This window comes from Streptomyces sp. NPDC001108, assembly GCF_053598535.1.
The window spans coordinates 354,070-372,298 of the sequence record NZ_JBSFKL010000006.1; the positions used below are offsets into that span (position 1 = coordinate 354,070).

General features: G+C 73.4%; 16 protein-coding genes. 13 read left to right on the forward strand and 3 right to left on the reverse strand.

Annotation, left to right across the window (positions count from 1 at the left end; genetic code table 11):
* Nucleotides 1-351: 351 nt before the first annotated feature.
* The 11 genes from ACWC97_RS16945 to ACWC97_RS16995 all read left to right on the forward strand — a co-directional run bounded on the left by ACWC97_RS16945 (nucleotide 352) and on the right by ACWC97_RS16995 (nucleotide 12,873).
* Complete coding sequence (locus ACWC97_RS16945; RefSeq protein WP_450650021.1) at nucleotides 352-1,143, forward strand: Tat pathway signal sequence domain protein; 792 nt, start codon at nucleotides 352-354, stop codon at nucleotides 1,141-1,143.
* 175 nt (nucleotides 1,144-1,318) lie between these two features.
* Nucleotides 1,319-2,506: an inositol-3-phosphate synthase gene (locus ACWC97_RS16950; protein ID WP_450650023.1), complete on the forward strand. Its 1,188-nt coding sequence runs from the start codon at nucleotides 1,319-1,321 to the stop codon at nucleotides 2,504-2,506.
* The gene (locus ACWC97_RS16955) at nucleotides 2,503-3,468 is read left to right on the forward strand and encodes an SCO3242 family prenyltransferase (RefSeq protein ID WP_450650025.1); all 966 of its coding nucleotides are present in this window, start codon (nucleotides 2,503-2,505) and stop codon (nucleotides 3,466-3,468) included. The genes ACWC97_RS16950 and ACWC97_RS16955 overlap by 4 nt, the downstream gene beginning before the upstream one ends.
* Entirely contained in the window at nucleotides 3,465-4,343 is an 879-nt protein-coding gene (locus ACWC97_RS16960; RefSeq protein ID WP_352280157.1) for a sugar phosphate isomerase/epimerase family protein, read from the forward strand. Before ACWC97_RS16955 ends, ACWC97_RS16960 begins: the two co-directional genes overlap by 4 nt.
* The gene (locus ACWC97_RS16965; RefSeq protein WP_352280158.1) at nucleotides 4,340-4,999 is read left to right on the forward strand and encodes an EboA domain-containing protein; all 660 of its coding nucleotides are present in this window, start codon (nucleotides 4,340-4,342) and stop codon (nucleotides 4,997-4,999) included. Before ACWC97_RS16960 ends, ACWC97_RS16965 begins: the two co-directional genes overlap by 4 nt.
* A gap of 55 nt (nucleotides 5,000-5,054) precedes the next feature.
* Entirely contained in the window at nucleotides 5,055-5,912 is an 858-nt protein-coding gene (locus ACWC97_RS16970; protein WP_385213102.1) for a TatD family hydrolase, read from the forward strand.
* A 12-nt stretch (nucleotides 5,913-5,924) separates the two neighbouring features.
* The gene (eboE, locus tag ACWC97_RS16975) at nucleotides 5,925-7,106 is read left to right on the forward strand and encodes a metabolite traffic protein EboE (protein ID WP_392280079.1); all 1,182 of its coding nucleotides are present in this window, start codon (nucleotides 5,925-5,927) and stop codon (nucleotides 7,104-7,106) included.
* Nucleotides 7,103-8,479 (forward strand): alkaline phosphatase family protein, encoded by a 1,377-nt coding sequence (locus ACWC97_RS16980; RefSeq protein ID WP_450650029.1) that lies wholly within the window; start codon nucleotides 7,103-7,105, stop codon nucleotides 8,477-8,479. The genes eboE and ACWC97_RS16980 overlap by 4 nt, the downstream gene beginning before the upstream one ends.
* A 36-nt stretch (nucleotides 8,480-8,515) precedes the next feature.
* Nucleotides 8,516-9,304: a 4'-phosphopantetheinyl transferase family protein gene (locus ACWC97_RS16985; RefSeq protein WP_352280162.1), complete on the forward strand. Its 789-nt coding sequence runs from the start codon at nucleotides 8,516-8,518 to the stop codon at nucleotides 9,302-9,304.
* Nucleotides 9,305-9,520: 216 nt separating this feature from the next.
* On the forward strand, nucleotides 9,521-10,306 hold the full coding sequence (locus tag ACWC97_RS16990) for an ABC transporter ATP-binding protein (RefSeq protein ID WP_352280163.1): 786 nt from the start codon (nucleotides 9,521-9,523) through the stop codon (nucleotides 10,304-10,306).
* A complete protein-coding gene (locus tag ACWC97_RS16995; protein ID WP_385213090.1) occupies nucleotides 10,306-12,873 on the forward strand; it encodes an FtsX-like permease family protein in 2,568 nt (855 codons plus the stop codon). The genes ACWC97_RS16990 and ACWC97_RS16995 overlap by 1 nt, the downstream gene beginning before the upstream one ends.
* 177 nt (nucleotides 12,874-13,050) lie before the next feature.
* Here ACWC97_RS16995 and ACWC97_RS17000 read toward each other — a convergent pair whose 3' ends face one another.
* Entirely contained in the window at nucleotides 13,051-14,061 is a 1,011-nt protein-coding gene (locus ACWC97_RS17000; RefSeq protein ID WP_352280165.1) for a TauD/TfdA family dioxygenase, read from the reverse strand.
* A 239-nt stretch (nucleotides 14,062-14,300) separates the two neighbouring features.
* On the opposite strand from ACWC97_RS17000, the gene ACWC97_RS17005 reads away from it, so the two are divergent.
* Nucleotides 14,301-15,140, forward strand: a complete 840-nt coding sequence (locus ACWC97_RS17005; protein ID WP_450650032.1) for a 4'-phosphopantetheinyl transferase family protein — start codon at nucleotides 14,301-14,303, stop codon at nucleotides 15,138-15,140.
* The gene (locus tag ACWC97_RS17010) at nucleotides 15,137-15,685 is read left to right on the forward strand and encodes a hypothetical protein (RefSeq protein ID WP_450650034.1); all 549 of its coding nucleotides are present in this window, start codon (nucleotides 15,137-15,139) and stop codon (nucleotides 15,683-15,685) included. The genes ACWC97_RS17005 and ACWC97_RS17010 overlap by 4 nt, the downstream gene beginning before the upstream one ends.
* 35 nt (nucleotides 15,686-15,720) lie before the next feature.
* Here ACWC97_RS17010 and ACWC97_RS17015 read toward each other — a convergent pair whose 3' ends face one another.
* A complete protein-coding gene (locus ACWC97_RS17015) occupies nucleotides 15,721-17,562 on the reverse strand; it encodes a BTAD domain-containing putative transcriptional regulator (protein WP_450650036.1) in 1,842 nt (613 codons plus the stop codon).
* A 162-nt stretch (nucleotides 17,563-17,724) separates the two neighbouring features.
* The gene (locus ACWC97_RS17020) at nucleotides 17,725-18,228 is read right to left on the reverse strand and encodes a MarR family winged helix-turn-helix transcriptional regulator (RefSeq protein WP_352280169.1); all 504 of its coding nucleotides are present in this window, start codon (nucleotides 18,226-18,228) and stop codon (nucleotides 17,725-17,727) included.
* Nucleotide 18,229 lies beyond the last annotated feature (1 nt).

Here is an 18,229-nt window from a genome sequence, read left to right on the forward strand (position 1 = left end):
GGGGGCCGTGTAATCGGGGGAGACCCCCGTTGTCCTCCGTGTCCTTGTCCCGGACCCGGGTGGTGGTGAGCGTGACCACAGTGACTCCTTCACTGGTGGGGGCAGTGACCGGTACTGGCCGCTTACTTGGCCGGAAAACGATGTAGTGATACGTACATCCGCTTTCCGGAAGAACGTAATCCGTGGCCCTATCGTCCAGACATCACGGCGGCTTCGGCACCCGCCGAACCCCCACGTGACCAGGCAATACACCCCGCCGGTCCGGTATAGGACGCACATAGCGCGCCCTGTGAGAGTCGTTGCATCACCGAAGTCCTCCGCAACGCGCCCACTGACGAAGGAGAACCACCGATGCCGCAGAACACCATGGACCGCCGGGGCGTCCTCAGGACCGCCGTCGGCATCGCCGGGGCGGCGGCCGCGGTGACGGTGGCCGGCGCCCCGCCGGCGGCCGCGCACGGCCGGCCCCGCAGCGAGTTCCCCGACGTACCGGGCATGGTCGGCGACCGCCGCGCCAACGAGTTCTGGTACGAGTACGACGAGCGCTTCTACTTCAACCCGACGCCCGAGGCGTCCGAGGCCGTCGCCGCCATAGTCAAGCCGCTCGGCGGCTTCACCAAGGTTGACACGGCCTGGGCCGAGACCCGCTCCGGCGGCCGCTACCCGCGCAGCTTCCTGGAGCTCGTCCGCCCCAACCGCGACGCCTTCGTCCTGCTCTCCGACCTCCAGCGCGACGTCTACCGCGAGTTCTACGGGGACGACCCGCGCGGCCTGGTCCGCGCCTTTCAGGACTTCGGCCAGGGCGTCCTGTTCGACCCGCGCCGCGCGCCCGGCGAGAAGGTCCACATGATGAACTTCACCCCGCCGGACTTCACCCACGCCTACCACCGCTGGCAGCCCTTCCTGGCCGGCTTCCGCCTGCTGGACATCGACGTCACGTGGTGGACCCACATCAACCGGCTCGCGGGCCTCGCCTGGGAGCTCCAGTCCCTCGCCCAGCCGGCCATCGACGCGAACGACAACAAGCACCTGCCCCGGCGGACCGTCGACGGCCTCACCCGCAAGTGGCTGCACCGCACCCCCGACCAGCTCGACCGGGCCTTCGACACCTACCCCTACCCGGCCGACATGGGCACCTTCTAGGCCCTGCCCCGGACCTGCCGCCTGCCGTGCGGTGCACGGGGACGACCCCGGCGACGCACCCCCCCGCGCGCCGGCACCGCACGGCGGGCGGCACCCCCAGGACGGGCCCCAGGAGGCCGCCGCACCCCCCGGACCGCGCACCCCACCCCGCACGACACAGGAGGCACAGCCCACCATGCCAGCCACGACCGGAACGTCCCCCCGCATCGGCGTCTGGATGATCGGCGCACGAGGCTCGGTCGCCACGGCCGCGACCGCCGGCGCCGCCGCGATCGCCGCGGGCAGCGCCTCCAGTGACGGATGCGTCACGGACCTCCCCCCGTTCCGCGACGCATCACTCCCGGCCCTCGCCGACCTCGTGTTCGGCGGACACGACCTCGTGTCCGTCCCCCTCACGGCGAGGGCCGGGCAACTCGCCCGGGCGGGCGTCCTGCCCGCCACCCTCCCGGACGACGTACGCCACGCCCTGGAAGCCGCGGACCGCGAGATCCGCGACGGCTCCCAGCGGCCCGGCGAACCCCAGGCCCGGGCCGCCGCACGCTTCACGGCCGACATCGTCTCCTTCCGCGAACGCCACGCCCTGGAACAGGTCGTCGTCGTCAACGTCTCCTCCACCGAACCCCTGCCCGACCCCGACCCCGCCTTCCTCGACCTCACCGAACTCGACGAGGTCCTGACCACCGCCACCGACCTGCTGCCGCCCAGCTCCCTGTACGCCTACGCCGCCTTCCGCGCCGGCTGCGCCTACGTCAACTTCACCCCGTCCGCCGGTGCTTCGCTGCCCGCCCTGGAGCAGCTCGCCCGCGCCTGCGGGGTCCCGCACGCCGGGCGCGACGGCAAGACCGGCGAGACCCTCGTCAAGAGCGCACTCGCCCCGATGTTCACCCAGCGCGCCCTGCGCCTGCGCTCCTGGTCCGGCACCAACCTCCTCGGCGGCGGCGACGGCGCCACCCTCCAGGACCCCGAGGCCGCCCGCAGCAAGACCGAGTCCAAGCAGCGCAGCCTGGAGGAGACCGTCGGCCACCCCGTCCAGGGCCAGGTCCACATCGACAACGTCCCCGAGATGGGGGAGTGGAAGACCGCCTGGGACCACATCTCCTTCGAGGGCTTCCTCGGCGTGCGGATGTCCATGCAGTTCACCTGGCAGGGCTGCGACTCCGCCCTCGCCGCCCCCCTCGTCCTGGACCTCGTCCGACTGGCCGCCCACGGCCGCCGCCGCGGCGAGCGCGGGGCACTGACCGCGCTCGGCTTCTTCTTCAAGGACCCGGCCGGCTCCCGCGAACACAACCTCACCCTCCAGTACGAGACCCTGACCGCCTGGGCCAACGCCCCCGTCCCGGTCACGACGGGCAGCCCGCGATGACCACCTGGCGCACCTACGCGGAACTGGTCCGGGCCCCCGCCGCGATCACCGTCCCCGGCGACGTCCTCGCCGGAGCACTCGCCGCCGGCCGCCCCGGCCCCGCCCGCACCACCGGCCTCGCCGCGTCCTCCGTCGCCCTGTACTGGGCCGGCATGGCCCTCAACGACTGGGCGGACCGCACCCAGGACGCCACCGAACGCCCCGAACGCCCCATCCCCTCCGGCCGCCTCACCCCGCGCGCCGCCCTCGCCACCGCCACCGCCCTCACCGGCGCGGGCCTCGCCCTCGGCGCCCTCGCCGGCGGCCGCCGCACCCTGCTGCGCCGCACCCTGCCCCTGGCCGCCGCCGTCTGGGCCTACGACCTCGGCCTCAAGGCGACCCCGCTCGGCCCCGCCGCCATGGCCGCCGCCCGCGCCCTGGACGTCCTGCACGGCACCCGCCCCGGACACGCGGCCGCCGCACTCCCGGCCGCCGGCGCCGTCGCCGCCCACACCTTCGCGGTGACCCGCCTCAGCCGCCACGAGGTCGAGGGCGCACCCCCCGGCGAGCCGGAACTGTCCCTGGCGACGACCACCGCGATCACCGCGGCCGGCACCGCCCACCTCCTGACCACCGCCACTGCCAGACTCTCCTCGGCGGCGGCCGCCGGCGCCCACCTCGGCGCCCCCGCCGCCTCCTCCGCCGCCGCACTGCTCGCCGCCGAGACACCCCCCACCGCCACCACCCTGGTCACCGCGACCGCCCTCGCCACCTACGCGGGCACCTGCACCCGCGCCCAGACCTCCGTCGCCCGCGACCCCCGCGCCCCACGCGTCCGCGCCGCCGTCGGCGCGGGCATCCACGCCCTGCTGCCCCTCCAGGCCGCCCTGGTGGCCCGCGCCGGAGCACCCCTGCTCGCCCTCCCGCTCGTCGCCGCCCTGCCCCTGGCGGGCCGCCTCGCCCGGAAGGTGTCCCCGACATGAGCCACCCGGCCCCCACCGACCTGCGCTTCGCATACGGCACCAACGGCTTCGCCGACCACCGCCTGCCCGACGCGCTGCGCGTCCTGGCCGACCTCGGCTACCAGGGCGTCTCCCTCACCCTGGACCACCAGCACCTCGACCCCTACGCCCACGACCTGCCCCGGCGCATCACCGAGACCCGCCGCGCCCTGGAGACCACCAACCTCGCCGTCGTCGTCGAGACCGGCGCCCGCTACCTCCTCGACCCCTGGCGCAAACACCGCCCCACCCTCCTCTCCGCCGAACCCGAGGGCCGCGAACTGCGCCTGGGACTGCTGCGCCGCGCCCTCGGCATCGGCGCCGAACTCGGCGCCGGGGCCGTCCACCTCTGGAGCGGCACCCCGGACCCCGGCACCACCCCCGAACAGGCCTGGCAGCGGCTCGTCGACGGCTGCGCCGAGACCCTCGCGCACGCCGACGCCGCCGGGATCGACCTCGCCTTCGAACCCGAGCCCGGCATGCTCGTCGCCGACCTCGCCGGCTACCGCAGACTCCACCACGACCTCGGCCGCCCCGACCGCCTCCGCCTCACCCTGGACATCGGCCACTGCCGGTGCCTGGAACCCCACACCGTCACCCACTGCATCGAACTGGCATCCGACCGCCTGGCCCACGTACAGATCGAGGACATGCGCCGCGGCGTCCACGAACACCTGCCGTTCGGCGAGGGCGAGATCGACTTCCCGCCCGTCCTGCGCGCCCTCGCCACCGCCGGCTACCGGGGACTGGTCTCCGTGGAACTGCCCCGCCACAGCCACGCGGCCACCGCGACCGCCCGCCACAGCATCGAATTCCTGCGTACCGCAGCCCTGCCGAAGGAGGCCGAACCGGTATGACAGCACCGACGACCACGGTGGCCCCGGCCACCGTGCACCACCCCCTCACCCTGCGCGCCCTCGCCGAAGGACTCGGCTCCGCCCTCGGCCACGACCACCGCGCCCGCCTCGCCCGGGACCTCGACGCCGTCACCGAACAGGGACCGGCCGCCCTCGACACCCGCTTCCCCGCCGCCGGCCGCGTCTACGGCCGCGGCCGGCTCTCCGGCTGGGCCGGCTGGAGCATCGAGGACGGCGTACGCACCCGGCTCCTCACCCGGCTCGCCCTCGAAGGACCGCGACTGGCCCACGAGCTCACCGACCGCTACCGCACCGGCGACGCGGCGGAACGGCGCGGCGTCCTGTGCGCCCTGCCCTTCCTGCCCCTGGGACCACACGCCCTCCACCTCACCGACGACGCGCTGCGCACCAACGACAACCGGCTCATCGCCGCGGCCCTCGGCCCCTACGCACACGCCCACCTCGACCAGTACCGCTGGCGCCAGGCCGTCCTCAAATGCCTCTTCACCGGGATCCCGCTGGCCAAGGTGGCCGGACTGCACGAACGCCGGGACGCCGAACTCGCCCGCATGGCCGCCGGCTTCGCGGCCGAACGCCGGGCGGCGGGCCGCACCGTCCCCGCCGACCTGTGGCTGATCGCCACCCACCCCAGCTGAGCACCGCCCCCGGCCCCCCGGGGGACCGGGCCACACACCCCGACGGAGATCGGCCATGCGCATATTCGACCCGCACATCCACATGACGTCCCGGACCACCGACGACTACCGGGCCATGTACGACGCAGGCGTCCGCGCCCTGGTGGAACCGGCCTTCTGGCTCGGCCAGCCACGCACCCACCCGGCCAGCTTCACCGACTACTTCGACGCCCTGATCGGCTGGGAGCCCTACCGCGCCGCCCAGTTCGGCATCCGCCACCACTGCACCATCGGACTGAACCCCAAGGAGGCCAACGACCCGCGCTGCACCCCCGTGCTCGACCTGCTGCCGCGCTACCTCGCCAAGGACTCCGTCGTAGCGGTCGGGGAGATCGGCTACGACACCATGACCGACGCCGAGGAACACGCCTTCGCCGCCCAGCTCGCCCTCGCCGTCGAGTTCGGGCTGCCCGCACTGGTCCACACCCCGCACCGCGACAAGGCCGGCGGCACCGCCCGCTCACTGGCCGTCATCCAGGAATCCGGCATCCCGCCCGGACACGTCGTCCTCGACCACCTCAACGAGGTCACCGTCACCGAAGTGATGGGAACCGGCTGCTGGATGGGGTTCTCCATATACCCGGACACCAAGATGACCCCGCAGCGGATGGTCGACATCCTCAAAAAGTACGGAACGGAACACATGCTCGTGAACTCGGCGGCGGACTGGGGCCACAGCGACCCCCTGCTCACCAGGACCACCGCACGGGCCATGCTCGAAGCCGGATTCGACGAGGATGATGTCGACCGCGTCATGTGGCGCAATCCGATCACGTTCTACGGGCAGTCGGGCAGGCTTGACCTGGACGGTTACAACGATGTGCAGGCCGCGGGGCTGTACGCCGGAAACTCGATTGCCCGCGGCGGCAGTTGAGGTCGATACATCATGCGTCTGCACCACTCGGACTCCACCACCATCCACCTCGCCTACTGCACCAACGTGCACCCGGCGGAGACCCTCGACGGAATCACGGCCCAGCTCACCGACCACGCCCAACAGGTACGCCAGCACCTCGGCACCGACCTCGTCGGCCTCGGCCTCTGGCTCCCCGCCGACGTGGCCCACCACCTCGCCGACCACCCCGACGCCACCGCCGCACTCCGCCGTGCCCTGACCACCCGGGGCCTGGAGACCGTCACCCTCAACGGCTTCCCCTACCGGGGCTTCCACAGCCCCGTCGTCAAACGCGGCGTCTACTTCCCCGACTGGTCCGAGCCCGCCCGCCTCACCTACACCCTCAACCTCGCCAAGGTGCTCGCCGCACTGCTCCCCGAGGACGCCGCCCACGGCTCCATATCCACCCTGCCCCTGGCCTGGCGCACCCCCTGGACCGGCGTGCAGCGCTCCGCCGCCGCCCGGCACCTCGACGACCTGGCCGCCGGACTCAAGCGGATCGAGGCCGAGACCGGCCGCACCATCCGCGTCGGCCTGGAGCCCGAACCCGGCTGCGTCGCCGAGACCACCGCCCAGGCCGCCCAGGCCATCGCCGGCGCCGACCACGACTGGATCGGCCTGTGCCTGGACGCCTGCCACCTCGCCGTCCAGCACGAGGACCCCAAGAGCGCCGTCGCCGCCCTCGTCGCCGAAGGCGTCCCCATCGTCAAGCTCCAGGCCTCCTCCGCCCTCGTCGCCGACACACCCGCCGCCACCGAGACCCGCGCCGCACTGCGCCCCTTCGCCGAACCCCGCTTCCTGCACCAGGTCCGCGAACAGGGGCCCGGCAACACCCTGCACGGCTCCGACGACCTCGCACCCGCCCTCGCCGGCGCCCTGCCCGCCGACGCCCCCTGGCGCATCCACTACCACGTCCCCCTCCACGACCAGCCCGAGCCGCCACTGCGCACCACCAGCGACTCCCTCCAGGAGACCCTGCGCGCGACACTCGGCGGAGAACGCGCCCTCACCGACCACATCGAGGTCGAGACCTACACCTGGGACGTCCTGCCGGCCGGACTCCGGCCCACCGGCGCCGCCGGCATCGCCGCCGGGATCGCCGCCGAACTGGAATGGACACACGGCGAACTGATCCGCCTCGGCCTCACCGAGCACGGGGGAGACACACCATGAACACCCACCAGGTCGCGGTCCTGTGCACCGTGGGCCTCACCCCCCGCCTCCTCGGCGAGATGCCGCACGTCGCGGCCATCGGCCAGGAAGGATTCACCGCCCGCCTCGACACCGTCTTCCCCGCGGTCACCGCCACCGTCCAGGCCACCCTCACCACCGGCCTGCTGCCCCGCGACCACGGCGCCGTCGCCAACGGCTGGTACCACCGCGACCACGGCGAGGTCATGATGTGGCGCCAGCACAACGCCCTCGTCGCCGGCGAGAAGGTCTGGCAGGCCGCCCGCAACCGGAACCCGGACCACACCACCGCCTACCTGTGCTGGTGGTGGGCCATGGGCGCCGACGTCGACACCGTACTGACACCCCGACCCGTCTACCACTACGACGGCCGCAAATCCCCCGACTGCTACACCAGACCCGCCGCACTGCGCGACGAACTCACCACCCGCCAGGGCGAGTTCCCCCTCTTCAACTACTGGGGACCGACCGCCTCCCTCGCCTCCACCCGATGGATCGCCGACGCCGCCCGCCACGTCGCCGACACCCGCCGCCCCGACCTCTCGTTCATCTACGTCCCCCACCTCGACTACGACCTCCAGCGCTACGGACCCGACAGCCCCCAGGCCGTACGCGCCGCCCGCGAGGCCGACGCCGCACTCGCCCCGCTCCTCGGCGACCTCCGCGACCGCGGCACCACCGTCGTCGCCCTCAGCGAATACGGCATCGGCCCCGTCTCCCGCCCCGTCGACATCAACCGCGCCCTGCGCCGCGAAGGACTCCTCTCCGTCTACACCCAACGCGGCATGGAGTACCTGGACCCCTGCACCTCCCGCGCCTTCGCCGTCGCCGACCACCAGGCCGCCCACGTGTACGTCGCCGACCCCGCCGACATCCCACGCGTCCGCGACGTCCTCAAACACACCGACGGCATCGACGAGATCTGGGACCGCACCGAACAGGCCGCGTACGGCATCGACCACCCCAACGCGGGCGAGCTCGTCGCCGTCACCGAACCCGACGCCTGGTTCACCTACTACTACTGGCTCGACGACACCCGCGCCCCCGACTTCGCCCGCGGCGTCGAGATCCACCGCAAACCGGGCTACGACCCGGCCGAACTCTTCTTCGACCCCGCCGACAAGGCGGTGAAGGCGAAGGCAGCACTCACCCTGCTGCGCAAGAAGGCCGGAATGCGCGCACCACTCACCGTGGTACCGCTCGACCCGGCCCACGTCAGGGGCAGCCACGGACGGCTGCCCCAGGACCACCGGGACGGACCACTCCTGCTGTGCTCCGACCCCCGGCAAGAACGGGACCGCTACCACGCCACCGAGGTCAAGGACCTGCTCCTGCGCCTCAACAACCTGGCCTGAGACCGGCCGTACCGACAAGGATCGAGAGGAGGCCAGATGACACCTCGGCGGAACACCGCGATCAGCGAGGTGCGCATACCCCGCCCGGCGCTCGAAGCGGTCGCCCGGATGCGGGAATCGGGAGAGACCCACGTGTGGTGGTGGCCGCTCGGCGCACGGACCGACCCGGCGGACTACGCCGTCCTGGACGAGGTGGAACGGGGCCGAGCCCAACGCTTCCACGCGGAGGCGGACGCCGCCGCGTTCACCGCGACCAGGGCCGCCGCCCGACGGGCCGTCGCCGGGCTGCTCGGCGTACAACCGCAGGACGTCGCCTTCGGCCGGCGGATCTGCCCCGGCTGCGGCGACCCGGAACACGGCCCGCCGGCCGTCACCCGACCACCGGTCCCGCTCGCCGTCAGCCTCTCCCGCACCGCGGGAGCCGGAGCCCTCGCGGTACGGGCGGGCACCTGGGTGGGGGTCGACGTGGAGGCCCTGCGCCCGGTCGAACCCGCGGGCCTGGCCGAAGTGGTCCTCACCGCCCCGGAGAGCGCCCACATCCTCGGCCTGCCCCCGGGCCCGGCCAGGGACGCCGCCTTCCACCGGGCCTGGACCCGCAAGGAGGCCGTGGTCAAGGCCGTCGGCCTCGGCCTGCTGGGCATGCCGCTCAACACACTGGACGTCGCCCCGGCCCAGGACGGCCCCGTCCACGTGGTGCACCGCTACCGCGGTGAGGAAACCCACTGGCAGGTCACCGACGTCGACACCGGCGGCCCCTGGGCGGCCGCCGTGGCACGCCCCAGGACCGGACCCCCTGGCCCGGTCCGCATCCACACCCCGGCATGACACCGGGAACCCCGCGCCGCGGGAACCCCTTCCCGCGGCGCGGACCCATGCCCGCACCCCACCCCGCCACCCGGCCGAATCCCTGGTCAACTGCCCCGAAAAGAAACGAAGTGGATCGAATATAGAAGTACGGACCATGCTCGACGCGACGCCCTATACGCTCGAAATCCATCCCACGAACCCCGGAACCGCACTACCGAGAGGACAGGTCGCAACATGGTGACCGAGACGAGCCGCCCCTCACTCGACAACGGCTACAACACGGTCAACCGGGGGTACGCCCTTCGCCTGGCCGACGTGACCAAGGTGTACGGCAGGAACGACCGCGGCGTACGTGCCCTGGACGGGGTCTCCGTGGGGATCGAGAGAGGCTCCTTCACCGCGGTGATGGGCCCCTCCGGCTCCGGCAAATCGACGTTCCTGCACTGCGCGGCCGGCCTCGACAAACCCACCACCGGCCAGTCCTACATCGGCGACACCCAGCTCAACGACATGAACGAGACCCAGCTGACGAAGCTGCGCCGCCGGCGCATCGGCTTCGTCTTCCAGGCGTTCAACCTCATCCCGTCCCTGTCGGTCCGCGAGAACGTCGAACTGCCCCTGCGCCTCGCCGGCGAGAGCCTCGACCGCAACTGGCTGGAGGAGATCCTCGCCCGCGTCGGCCTGGCCGGCCGGGCCTCCCACCGGCCCGCCGAACTCTCCGGCGGCCAGCAGCAGCGCGTCGCCATCGCCCGCGCCCTCATCACCCGGCCCGACGTCATCTTCGGCGACGAACCGACCGGCGCCCTGGACACCGTGACCGCCAAGGAGATCCTCTCCCTCCTGCGCGACTGCGTGAACGAGACCGGCCAGACCGTCGTCATGGTCACCCACGACCCGGTCGCCGCCTCGTACGCCGACACCGTCCTCTTCCTCGCCGACGGCAGGATCGCCGGAAAGATGGACGCCCCCACCGCCGACCGCGTCGCCGAGCGCATGACACACCTGGGAGCGTGGGCCTGATGCTGCGCTACGCACTGCAGACGCTCAGGGCGAGGAAGGGCGGCTTCATCGGAGCCTTCCTCGCCCTGTTCTGCGCCGCCGCCCTCGTCACCGCCTGCGGCATCCTCCTGGAGACCGGCCTGCGCGGCACCATCGCCACCGAGCGCTACGCCGCCGCACCGGTCATCGTCGGCGCCGACCAGAACGTCCACCAGACGACCGTCAAGAAGAAGAAGGGCAAGGTCAAGGAGAAGCACAAGGCGAAGCCACTGGCCGAGCGGGTCTGGCTGCCCGAGGGCACCACCGCGACCCTCGCCGCCTTACCCGGTGTCCGCAAGGCCGTGCCCGAGACGAACTTCCCGGCGTACGCGGTCGGCCCCCAGGGCCGCATCGTGCCCGGCGTCGACGGCAAGCCCTCCTACGGGCACGCCTGGTCCTCCGCCGCCCTGACCCCGTTCGAACTGATCGACGGCAAGGCACCCGTGACCACCGACGAGGTCGTCCTCGACCGGGAACTCGCCGGCCGCACCGGACTCAAGACCGGCAGCAGCCTCGTCGTCCAGTCCACCGGCGCCCCGACCACGTACAAGGTCAGCGGCATCGCCGCGGCGAAGGACGGCGACCTGCACCAGCAGACCTCGCTGTTCTTCTCCGACGAGACCGCCCGCACCCTCTCCGGACGGGCCGGCCAGGTCGCCGTCGTCGGCCTGCTGCCCAAGCCCGGCGTCTCCGCGAGCCAACTCGCCGACCAGGCCGGCAAGGCCCTCGCCGACGACGGCCGCAAGTACGCCGTCGCCACCGGCGGCGAGCGCGGCCCCGTCGAGTTCCTCGACGCCGGCAAGGCCCGGGTCAAACTCGTCTCCATGGGCGGCGCCATGGGCGGCACCTCCCTGCTCGTCGCGATCCTCGTCGTCGTCGGCACCTTCGCCCTCTCCATCCAGCAGCGCTACCGCGAACTCGCCCTGCTGCGCGCCATCGCCGCCACCCCCAAACAGGTCCGCCAGCTGATCGGCCGCGAGGCCCTGATCATCGGCGGCCTCGCGGGCGCCCTCGGCTCGGCCGCGGGCCTGCCCATCGCGTACTGGCTGCACGGCAAGTTCATCGACTTCAAGGCCATCCCCGACACCCTCGAACTCACCTTCAGCTTCGTGCCGTTCACCGCCGCGATCGGCGCGGCCCTGCTCGGGGCATGGGTCGCGGCCCGCATCTCCGCCCGCCGCACCGCCCGCATCCGCCCGGCGGAGGCCCTGTCCGAGGCCGCCATGGAACAGCGCCACTTCGCCTGGGGCCGCCTCGGCGGCGGCGTCCTCGTCCTGGCCCTCGGCATCGGCGTGGTCGTCCTGCTGGGCTTCCTGCGCACCGAACCGGCCTCGCAGCCCGTCACGTTCCTGTCCGTCGTGGTCCTCGCCGTCGCGGTCTCCCTGCTGGGCCCGGTCATCGCCCGCATCGCCGTCGCGATCCTCGGGGTCCCGCTGAAGTTCTCCCGCGTCGGCGGCCACCTCGCGACCGCCAACGCCCGCGCCAACGCCAAGCGGATGGCCGCCGCCGTCACCCCGCTGGTCCTGCTCATCGGCATGGCCTGCACCGTCCTGTTCGTCCAGACCACCATGGGCGACGCCGCCTCGGCCCAGGCCAAGGCGGGCAACAAGGCCGACTGGGTGGTCGCCTCGAACGGCCCCGGCGTCCCCGCCGGGGCGACGAACGCCCTGCGCGCCGTACCGGGCGTCACCCAGGTCACCGAGATCGTCCGCACCCAGGTCCGCGTCGGCCTCGACAAGTACCCGGCACAGGGCATCTCCGCACAGGGCCTCACCACCACCTGGGACCCGGACGTCTCCCGCGGCAGCCTCAAGGGCTTCGGGGACGGCAGCATCGCGATGAGCGACGTCTCCGCCGACCACCTCGGCAAGAAGCCCGGCGACACGCTCCAGGTGACGCTCGGCGACGCCACCGTGGTCCGGCTGAAGGTCGCCGCCGTCTACGAACGGGGCCTGGGCTTCGGCGACCTGACCATGTCGCACGACCTGATCGCCCGGCACGTCGACAACCCGCTCGCCTCCTCCGTCCTGGTCAAGACCGCCGGCGACGGCAAGGCGGGCCGCGAGCAGCTGGCCGGCGCCCTCAAGAACTACCCGGGCATCGGCCTCCTCGACCGCACCCAGGTCGACGACGTACAGGCCGAGGTCCAGCAGTCCAACGCCGAGGTCAACTACCTCGCCATGGGCCTGATCATCGCGTTCACCGCGATCGCCGTGGTGAACACCCTGGCCATGTCCGTCTCGGACCGCACCCGCGAGTTCGCCCTGCTGCGGCTCGTCGGCACGACCCGCCGCCAGGTGATGTCGATGCTGAGGATCGAGACCGCGCTGATCGTGCTGGTCGCCGCGGTACTCGGCACGGCCATCGCCCTCGCGGTGCTCACCGCCTTCAGCGTCGGGATGACGGGCGCCGCCCAGCCCTCCATCGACCTGCCGATGTTCCTCGGGGTCCTCGGCTTCGCCGCGGTGCTCACCGCCCTGGCGACGCTGGTCCCCGGCCGGTTCGCGCTCGGCGGCCGCCCGGCGGACGTCATCAGCGCCCGCCAGTAGCCCCGCACCGCACCACCACCCCAGAAGGGGGTACGGGAGTCCGCTCCCGTACCCCCTTCCCCGTTGCCGCCGCACCGCTGGCCGCACGGGAACGGCCGAGGGGCCGGCCCCCCCCTTCTCGCGGGGGCCGGCCCCTCGGCCTGTCCGGCGGACCCGGACGTCGGGTGCGCGGCCCGCTCAGCCGAGGACCGCGCCGTTGCCCGCCCGGTCCACCCGGCTGCGCCGGTGGTCCAGGTGCGCGTACACCCGGTGCAGCCAGCGGTCCGCACCGTTGTAGGCCGGGGTGAACGAGGTACGGCCGTGCACCGCGAGACGGTTGTCGACGACGGCCAGGTCGCCGACGCGCAGCGACAGCGCCGACATCGTCGCCATGAACGCGTCCCGCAGCTCGGCCATGGCCCGGCGGGCCTCGTCGTCCAGCGGATGGGTGGCGGAGAAGTCCACCAGCACATTGGGGTCCTCCGGGGCGCCGTTGAGCACCGCGTGGGCGGGCGTCACGCTGTCCAGGGCGCCGAAGGACGGCGGCGGCTCGGTCAGGAACCGCGGCTCGGACAGCACCGTCCGCGCCCGCTCCGAAAGCAGCGGAAGCGCGCGGCGGATCGAGGACGTGCACAGCTTCGCGTCGCCCGTCGGGTCCTCCCGCACACACAGCAGACCCACGAAATCCGGGCGGTTGTCGTGGAATGCGTTCTCGGTGTGGAGTTCGAGAAGAACGGAACCCGCATTGCTCTGCGAGGACTCGCTCCCCGGAACGGGAACGACATTCTGCACGAGCGCACCCGTCTTCTCGTTACGGAATGCTATGACCTCCCCGAGATGCAGCATCGCGGTGGTGACGACGGAGGCGGCGACCGTGGGAAGACGCTCCACCGACCCCTTCACGGCCGGCGTCGGAAGCAGCGGGACCTTTGCCACCACCGGCAGGTTGCGCAGCAGCAGGACCCCGTCGGGGCCCGCGTCGTGACGGAACGCGCGCAGCGCCGACAGCAGCCGGTGCGGAAGCCGTACGGAGGCCTCGCGCGCCGCGTCCAGCCAGTGCGGATCATCGATCCTGCCGTTCGCGGAGCCCTTCGGGGTCAGCTGTTCGGCGACGGCGACGAGCGCGTTCCGCTCGGCCTGCGAAAGCTCCACGACGGTGCCGGCCGCCACCGCGGAAAGCGGCAGGGAAAGCGTATGGGTCTCGGACATGGGGACATCCTCGGATCGCTCGGACTTTACCGGCCCAGTTTCCGAGGAGGTGCTATCGCGGCCCTACGGGGAATTCGGGGACGGATCACCGCCCGGGCACATATAGGCGGCCCGTAGCCGCCGGGCGGACGATCGCACCGTGGCATTTCTGTCCGCCCGTCCGGGCGGAGGAGACGGAGGCCACGGGAATCACGGGAGCCCGACCGGGCCTCGAAAAGGAAGAGGAATGGGGGCAGTCCATGGCGTTCGTACCCGGAACACCGAAGAACACCGGGACCCGGCAGCCGTCCCGGGCCGCGCCCGGGACGCCGGATCTCGCCGGTGCGGTCCACGTCTGGTGGTGGCGGCCGCCGCACCGGGTCGTCCCCGACGACCTGGCGCTGCTGGGCACCGACGAATTCCACCGCGCGCTCACCCTGCTGGCCGAGCGGGACGCGGCCGCCTTCGTGCACACGAGGGCCGGGGCGCGCCGCGCGCTGTCCGAACTGCTGCTCGTGGCACCGCACTCCATCGAGCTGGGCCGGCGCCGGTGCCCCGGCTGCGGGGACCTCGGTCACGGCCCGCCGGTGATCGAGCGCCCCGAGGTGCCGTGGGCGGTCAGCATGTCCCGCACCGCGGGGTGCGGGGTCTTCGCGGTCGGCGAGGGCCACGCCCTCGGGGTCGACGTCGAGGCGGTGCGGCCCATGCGCCGGGCCTCGCTGTACGACTCGGTGCTGACCGACAACGAACGCGCCCACCTGGGGTCGTTGCCGCCCGGACCGGTGCGCGACGCGGGATTCCACCGCGTCTGGACGCGCAAGGAGGCCGTCGTGAAGGCGGTCGGGCTGGGGCTGGTGGGCACCGAGCTGAACCGGCTGGAGACCTGGCCGGCCCGGCAGGGGCCGGTCCGCGTCCTGCACACGCACTCGGGCCGGACCACCGTCTGGTCGGTGCAGGACCTGCGGCTCGACGACCGGGTGGTCGCCGCCCTCGCCCGCCCGCCCGGCACGGACCCCTCCGGCCCCGTCCACATCCACTCCGTACCCGGCCCGCCGGACGAAACCGGCCGGCCCGACACCGAAGGAAGCCGCCCGTCATGACGACGCATCCCCCGGAGACCGCCCCGCTGCCCCCGGCCGTTCCGGCCGCCCGTACCCGCGGCCCGCGCGCCGACCGCCCCGGTCAGCCCGACGAGACCGGGCTGGTCCGGTACTTCGCCGAGCTCGCCGCCGCCGTCGAGCAGGCGGACCCCGGTCCCGCCGCGCGCGGCGGCTGGGAGGAGCGCGAACGCGTCCGGGTCTCCTCCTGGGTGCGTGCCGTCTACGAACACCCGCTGTCCCCGGCCGTGTTCGGCCGACCCGACGGCCCGGTCGCCCACGAGGTGCGGGCCGCCCAGGCCGCCGAGCTCGGCTTCCGCATCGACGTCGGCCGGGGGCGCGCCGTGCCGGCCAAGCCCTCCGCCGAGGTGCGGGCCGTCGCCGCGGTCGCCGCCATGTGGGCGGTCACCGCGGCCGCCTTCGGCCCCGCCGCCCGGCCGCCCCGCGAACGCGTCGTCGCCGACGCGTGGACCGTGGTCCGCGAGACCATCGCCCCGGCGCTCGTCCCCGAGATCCCGACGTACTCCTGGACCCGCGGCACGTGGTGACACCGCGGACGGCGCGGACCCACCGGCCACCGCGGTCATCCGACCGCGGTGGCGCTGTCGTGCGCGGCGGGCCGGCGCCGGGCCGGGACGACCGGTCCGGCCTGCGCCGGGTCCAGCGACGCCGCGTACAGGAGCACCAGCTCATGGCACCGGTACAGCGGCAGCCCCTCGGCGTCGAGGCCGGAGAGGTCGAGCAGCGCGGTGTCCACCAGCGACTCCAGGACCCGCTCGGCCTCGTCCTCCGACAACGCGAGGCGTTCGGCGGCGTCCCGGGCCGAGAACGGCTCCGTACCCGCGCCGGACAGTGCCCGCAGCGCGGCCGGCCCCCTGGCGGACATGCGCCGCACCGACGGCAGCAGCGCCTCCCGCACGTCCAGATCGCCGAAGGACAGCTCGGCGAGCCGCTCGGCCGGATCGGCGAGCCGGTCGGCGAACCGGCGGGCCGGCCACGACGGCCGCGCCGCGAGCCGGGCGCCCACCACGGCCAGCGCCAACGGCAGCCCCCCGCAGTAGGCGACCAGGTCGTCGGCGGAGTCCGGGTCGCTGTCCAGCCGCTCCGCACCGGCCGCCTCGGCCAGCATCGCCAGGGACGCGTCGTCGTCCAGGGGCGCGAGGGCCACGGTGTCCGCCCCGGCCACCCGGGCCAGCCGGGCCCGGCTGGTGATCAGCACCGCGGCCTGCGGGCCCACGGGCAGCAGCGGTGCCACCTGGAGGTCGCCGACCGCGTCGTCGAGGACGACCAGAAGCCGTTTGCCGGAGGTCCGCGCCCGGTAGAGCCGGACCAGCTCGTCGCGGTCGAGGCCGGGCGGGGAGCCGCCGTCGAGACCCGGCTCGCCCAGGGCCCGCAGCAACCGCACCAGCACCTCGCCGACGTCCTTGGGCGTGCCGTCGCGGTGGCACAGCTCGGCGAAGAGCTGACCGTCGGGGAACCGGTCCGCGCTCTTCTCGGCGGCCCGTACGGCGAGCGCGGTCTTGCCCACCCCCGCCATCCCGGTCACCAGCAGGCGCCGGGGCCGGTCCGTCCCGGCCGCCAGCCGCGACGTCAGCAGGGACAGCTCCGCGGACCGGCCGACCAGCGCGCCCTCCGCGGCCGGAAGCATGGCGGGTGCATCGGACCGCCCCCGCGCTGCCCCTGCACCTCGCAACCCCAGCTCCCCGCCCAGCACGGCCTGGTACGTCGCCCCGAGCACCTCGCCCGGATCCACCCCCAGCTGGTCGACGAGCACCTTGCGCCCCTCGTAGTACGTCTGGAGGGCGTCGGCCTGCCGCCCGCACCGGTACAGCGCGGTCATCAGCTGGGCGCGCAGCCGCTCGCGCACCGGATGCTCGGCGACCAGGCCCGTCAGCTCGGCCGTCACCTGCTCGTGCATGCCCAGCGCGAGATCCGCCTCGATGCGGTTCTCCAGCGTCAGCATCCGCGCCTCCTCCAGCTGCGGCAGCTCCGCCTCCAGAAGGAACTCGGTCACGTTCGACAGCGCCGGACCGCGCCACCACCCCAGCGCCCCGGCCAGCAGCCGCTGGGCGTCGGCGTGCCGCCGCTCCCGCAGCGCCTCCCGGCCCAGCCGGTCGAGCCGTTCGAACTCGACGACGTCGATCCGGGCACCGGGCGCCCGCAGCACGTAGCCCGGCTGCCGCCGTACGATCTCGACCCCGTCGCCGAGCAGCTTGCGCAGCCGCGACATGTACGTGTAGATCTGCGCGCTGGCCGTGACGGGCGGGTCCCACCCCCACAGCAGCGCGCCGAGTCTGGAGTCCGAGACGACCCGCCCGTGCGCGAGGAGCATCGCGGCGAGGACCGTGTGCACCTTGGAGCCGGACAGCGCGATCCGGTCTCCGTCACGCCGGGCCTCCACCGGCCCGAGAATCCGGAAGTCCATGCGGCAAACCCCTTTCAGGTCTGAGCCTCCTGCATGCCGTCCGAAGGTAGGCGGCGCCCTTATCCATGGGTTATCGCCATCGGCCGGATGCCGATACCGGACGCCGGCACCCCCCGGGACGCGGCCGCGTCCCGGGGGGAGGGGAAAGGGGGGCGGACCAGGTCACCGCGGCGGTTCGACCCGTGCCAGCCAGGCGGTGAGCAGCGCTTCGAGGTGCGCGGCCTCGTCGGGGGCGAGCTCGTCGAGCATCCGGCGCTCGTTGCGCATGTGGTCGGTGAAGGCCCGGTCGAACAGCTCCCGTCCCGCACCGGTGAGCGCGACCACCCGCCCCCGGCCGTCCTCGGCCGACCGGCGACGGGTGACCAGCCCGTCGCGTTCGAGCCGGTCGAGGCGTTTGGTCATCGCCCCCGTGGTCACCATGGTGAACGCGGCCAGCTCGCCCGGGGCGCGCTCGAAGGGCTCCCCGGCCCGCCGGAGCGCCGCCAGCACGTCGAACTCGCCCTCGTTCAGTCCGTGCCGCCGGTAGACCAGGCACAACTGCTCGGTCAGCAGGGCGGCGAGGCGGTGGAGCCGGCCGATCACCCCCTGGGGACCCACGTCCACGTCCGGGCGCTCCCGCGCCCACTCGGCCTGGATACGGGCGACGTGGTCCTCGTAGTCGTTCACC

What these genes read in the sequence shown, in the direction of transcription:
- ACWC97_RS16945 (WP_450650021.1), top strand. Translation starts at nt 352, where the DNA reads ATGCCGCAGAACACCATGGACCGCCGGGGCGTCCTCAGGACCGCCGTC.
- ACWC97_RS16950 (WP_450650023.1), top strand. Translation starts at nt 1,319, where the DNA reads ATGCCAGCCACGACCGGAACGTCCCCCCGCATCGGCGTCTGGATGATC.
- ACWC97_RS16955 (WP_450650025.1), top strand. Translation starts at nt 2,503, where the DNA reads ATGACCACCTGGCGCACCTACGCGGAACTGGTCCGGGCCCCCGCCGCG.
- ACWC97_RS16960 (WP_352280157.1), top strand. Translation starts at nt 3,465, where the DNA reads ATGAGCCACCCGGCCCCCACCGACCTGCGCTTCGCATACGGCACCAAC.
- ACWC97_RS16965 (WP_352280158.1), top strand. Translation starts at nt 4,340, where the DNA reads ATGACAGCACCGACGACCACGGTGGCCCCGGCCACCGTGCACCACCCC.
- ACWC97_RS16970 (WP_385213102.1), top strand. Translation starts at nt 5,055, where the DNA reads ATGCGCATATTCGACCCGCACATCCACATGACGTCCCGGACCACCGAC.
- eboE (WP_392280079.1), top strand. Translation starts at nt 5,925, where the DNA reads ATGCGTCTGCACCACTCGGACTCCACCACCATCCACCTCGCCTACTGC.
- ACWC97_RS16980 (WP_450650029.1), top strand. Translation starts at nt 7,103, where the DNA reads ATGAACACCCACCAGGTCGCGGTCCTGTGCACCGTGGGCCTCACCCCC.
- ACWC97_RS16985 (WP_352280162.1), top strand. Translation starts at nt 8,516, where the DNA reads ATGACACCTCGGCGGAACACCGCGATCAGCGAGGTGCGCATACCCCGC.
- ACWC97_RS16990 (WP_352280163.1), top strand. Translation starts at nt 9,521, where the DNA reads ATGGTGACCGAGACGAGCCGCCCCTCACTCGACAACGGCTACAACACG.
- ACWC97_RS16995 (WP_385213090.1), top strand. Translation starts at nt 10,306, where the DNA reads ATGCTGCGCTACGCACTGCAGACGCTCAGGGCGAGGAAGGGCGGCTTC.
- ACWC97_RS17000 (WP_352280165.1), bottom strand. Translation starts at nt 14,061, where the DNA reads ATGTCCGAGACCCATACGCTTTCCCTGCCGCTTTCCGCGGTGGCGGCC.
- ACWC97_RS17005 (WP_450650032.1), top strand. Translation starts at nt 14,301, where the DNA reads ATGGCGTTCGTACCCGGAACACCGAAGAACACCGGGACCCGGCAGCCG.
- ACWC97_RS17010 (WP_450650034.1), top strand. Translation starts at nt 15,137, where the DNA reads ATGACGACGCATCCCCCGGAGACCGCCCCGCTGCCCCCGGCCGTTCCG.
- ACWC97_RS17015 (WP_450650036.1), bottom strand. Translation starts at nt 17,562, where the DNA reads ATGGACTTCCGGATTCTCGGGCCGGTGGAGGCCCGGCGTGACGGAGAC.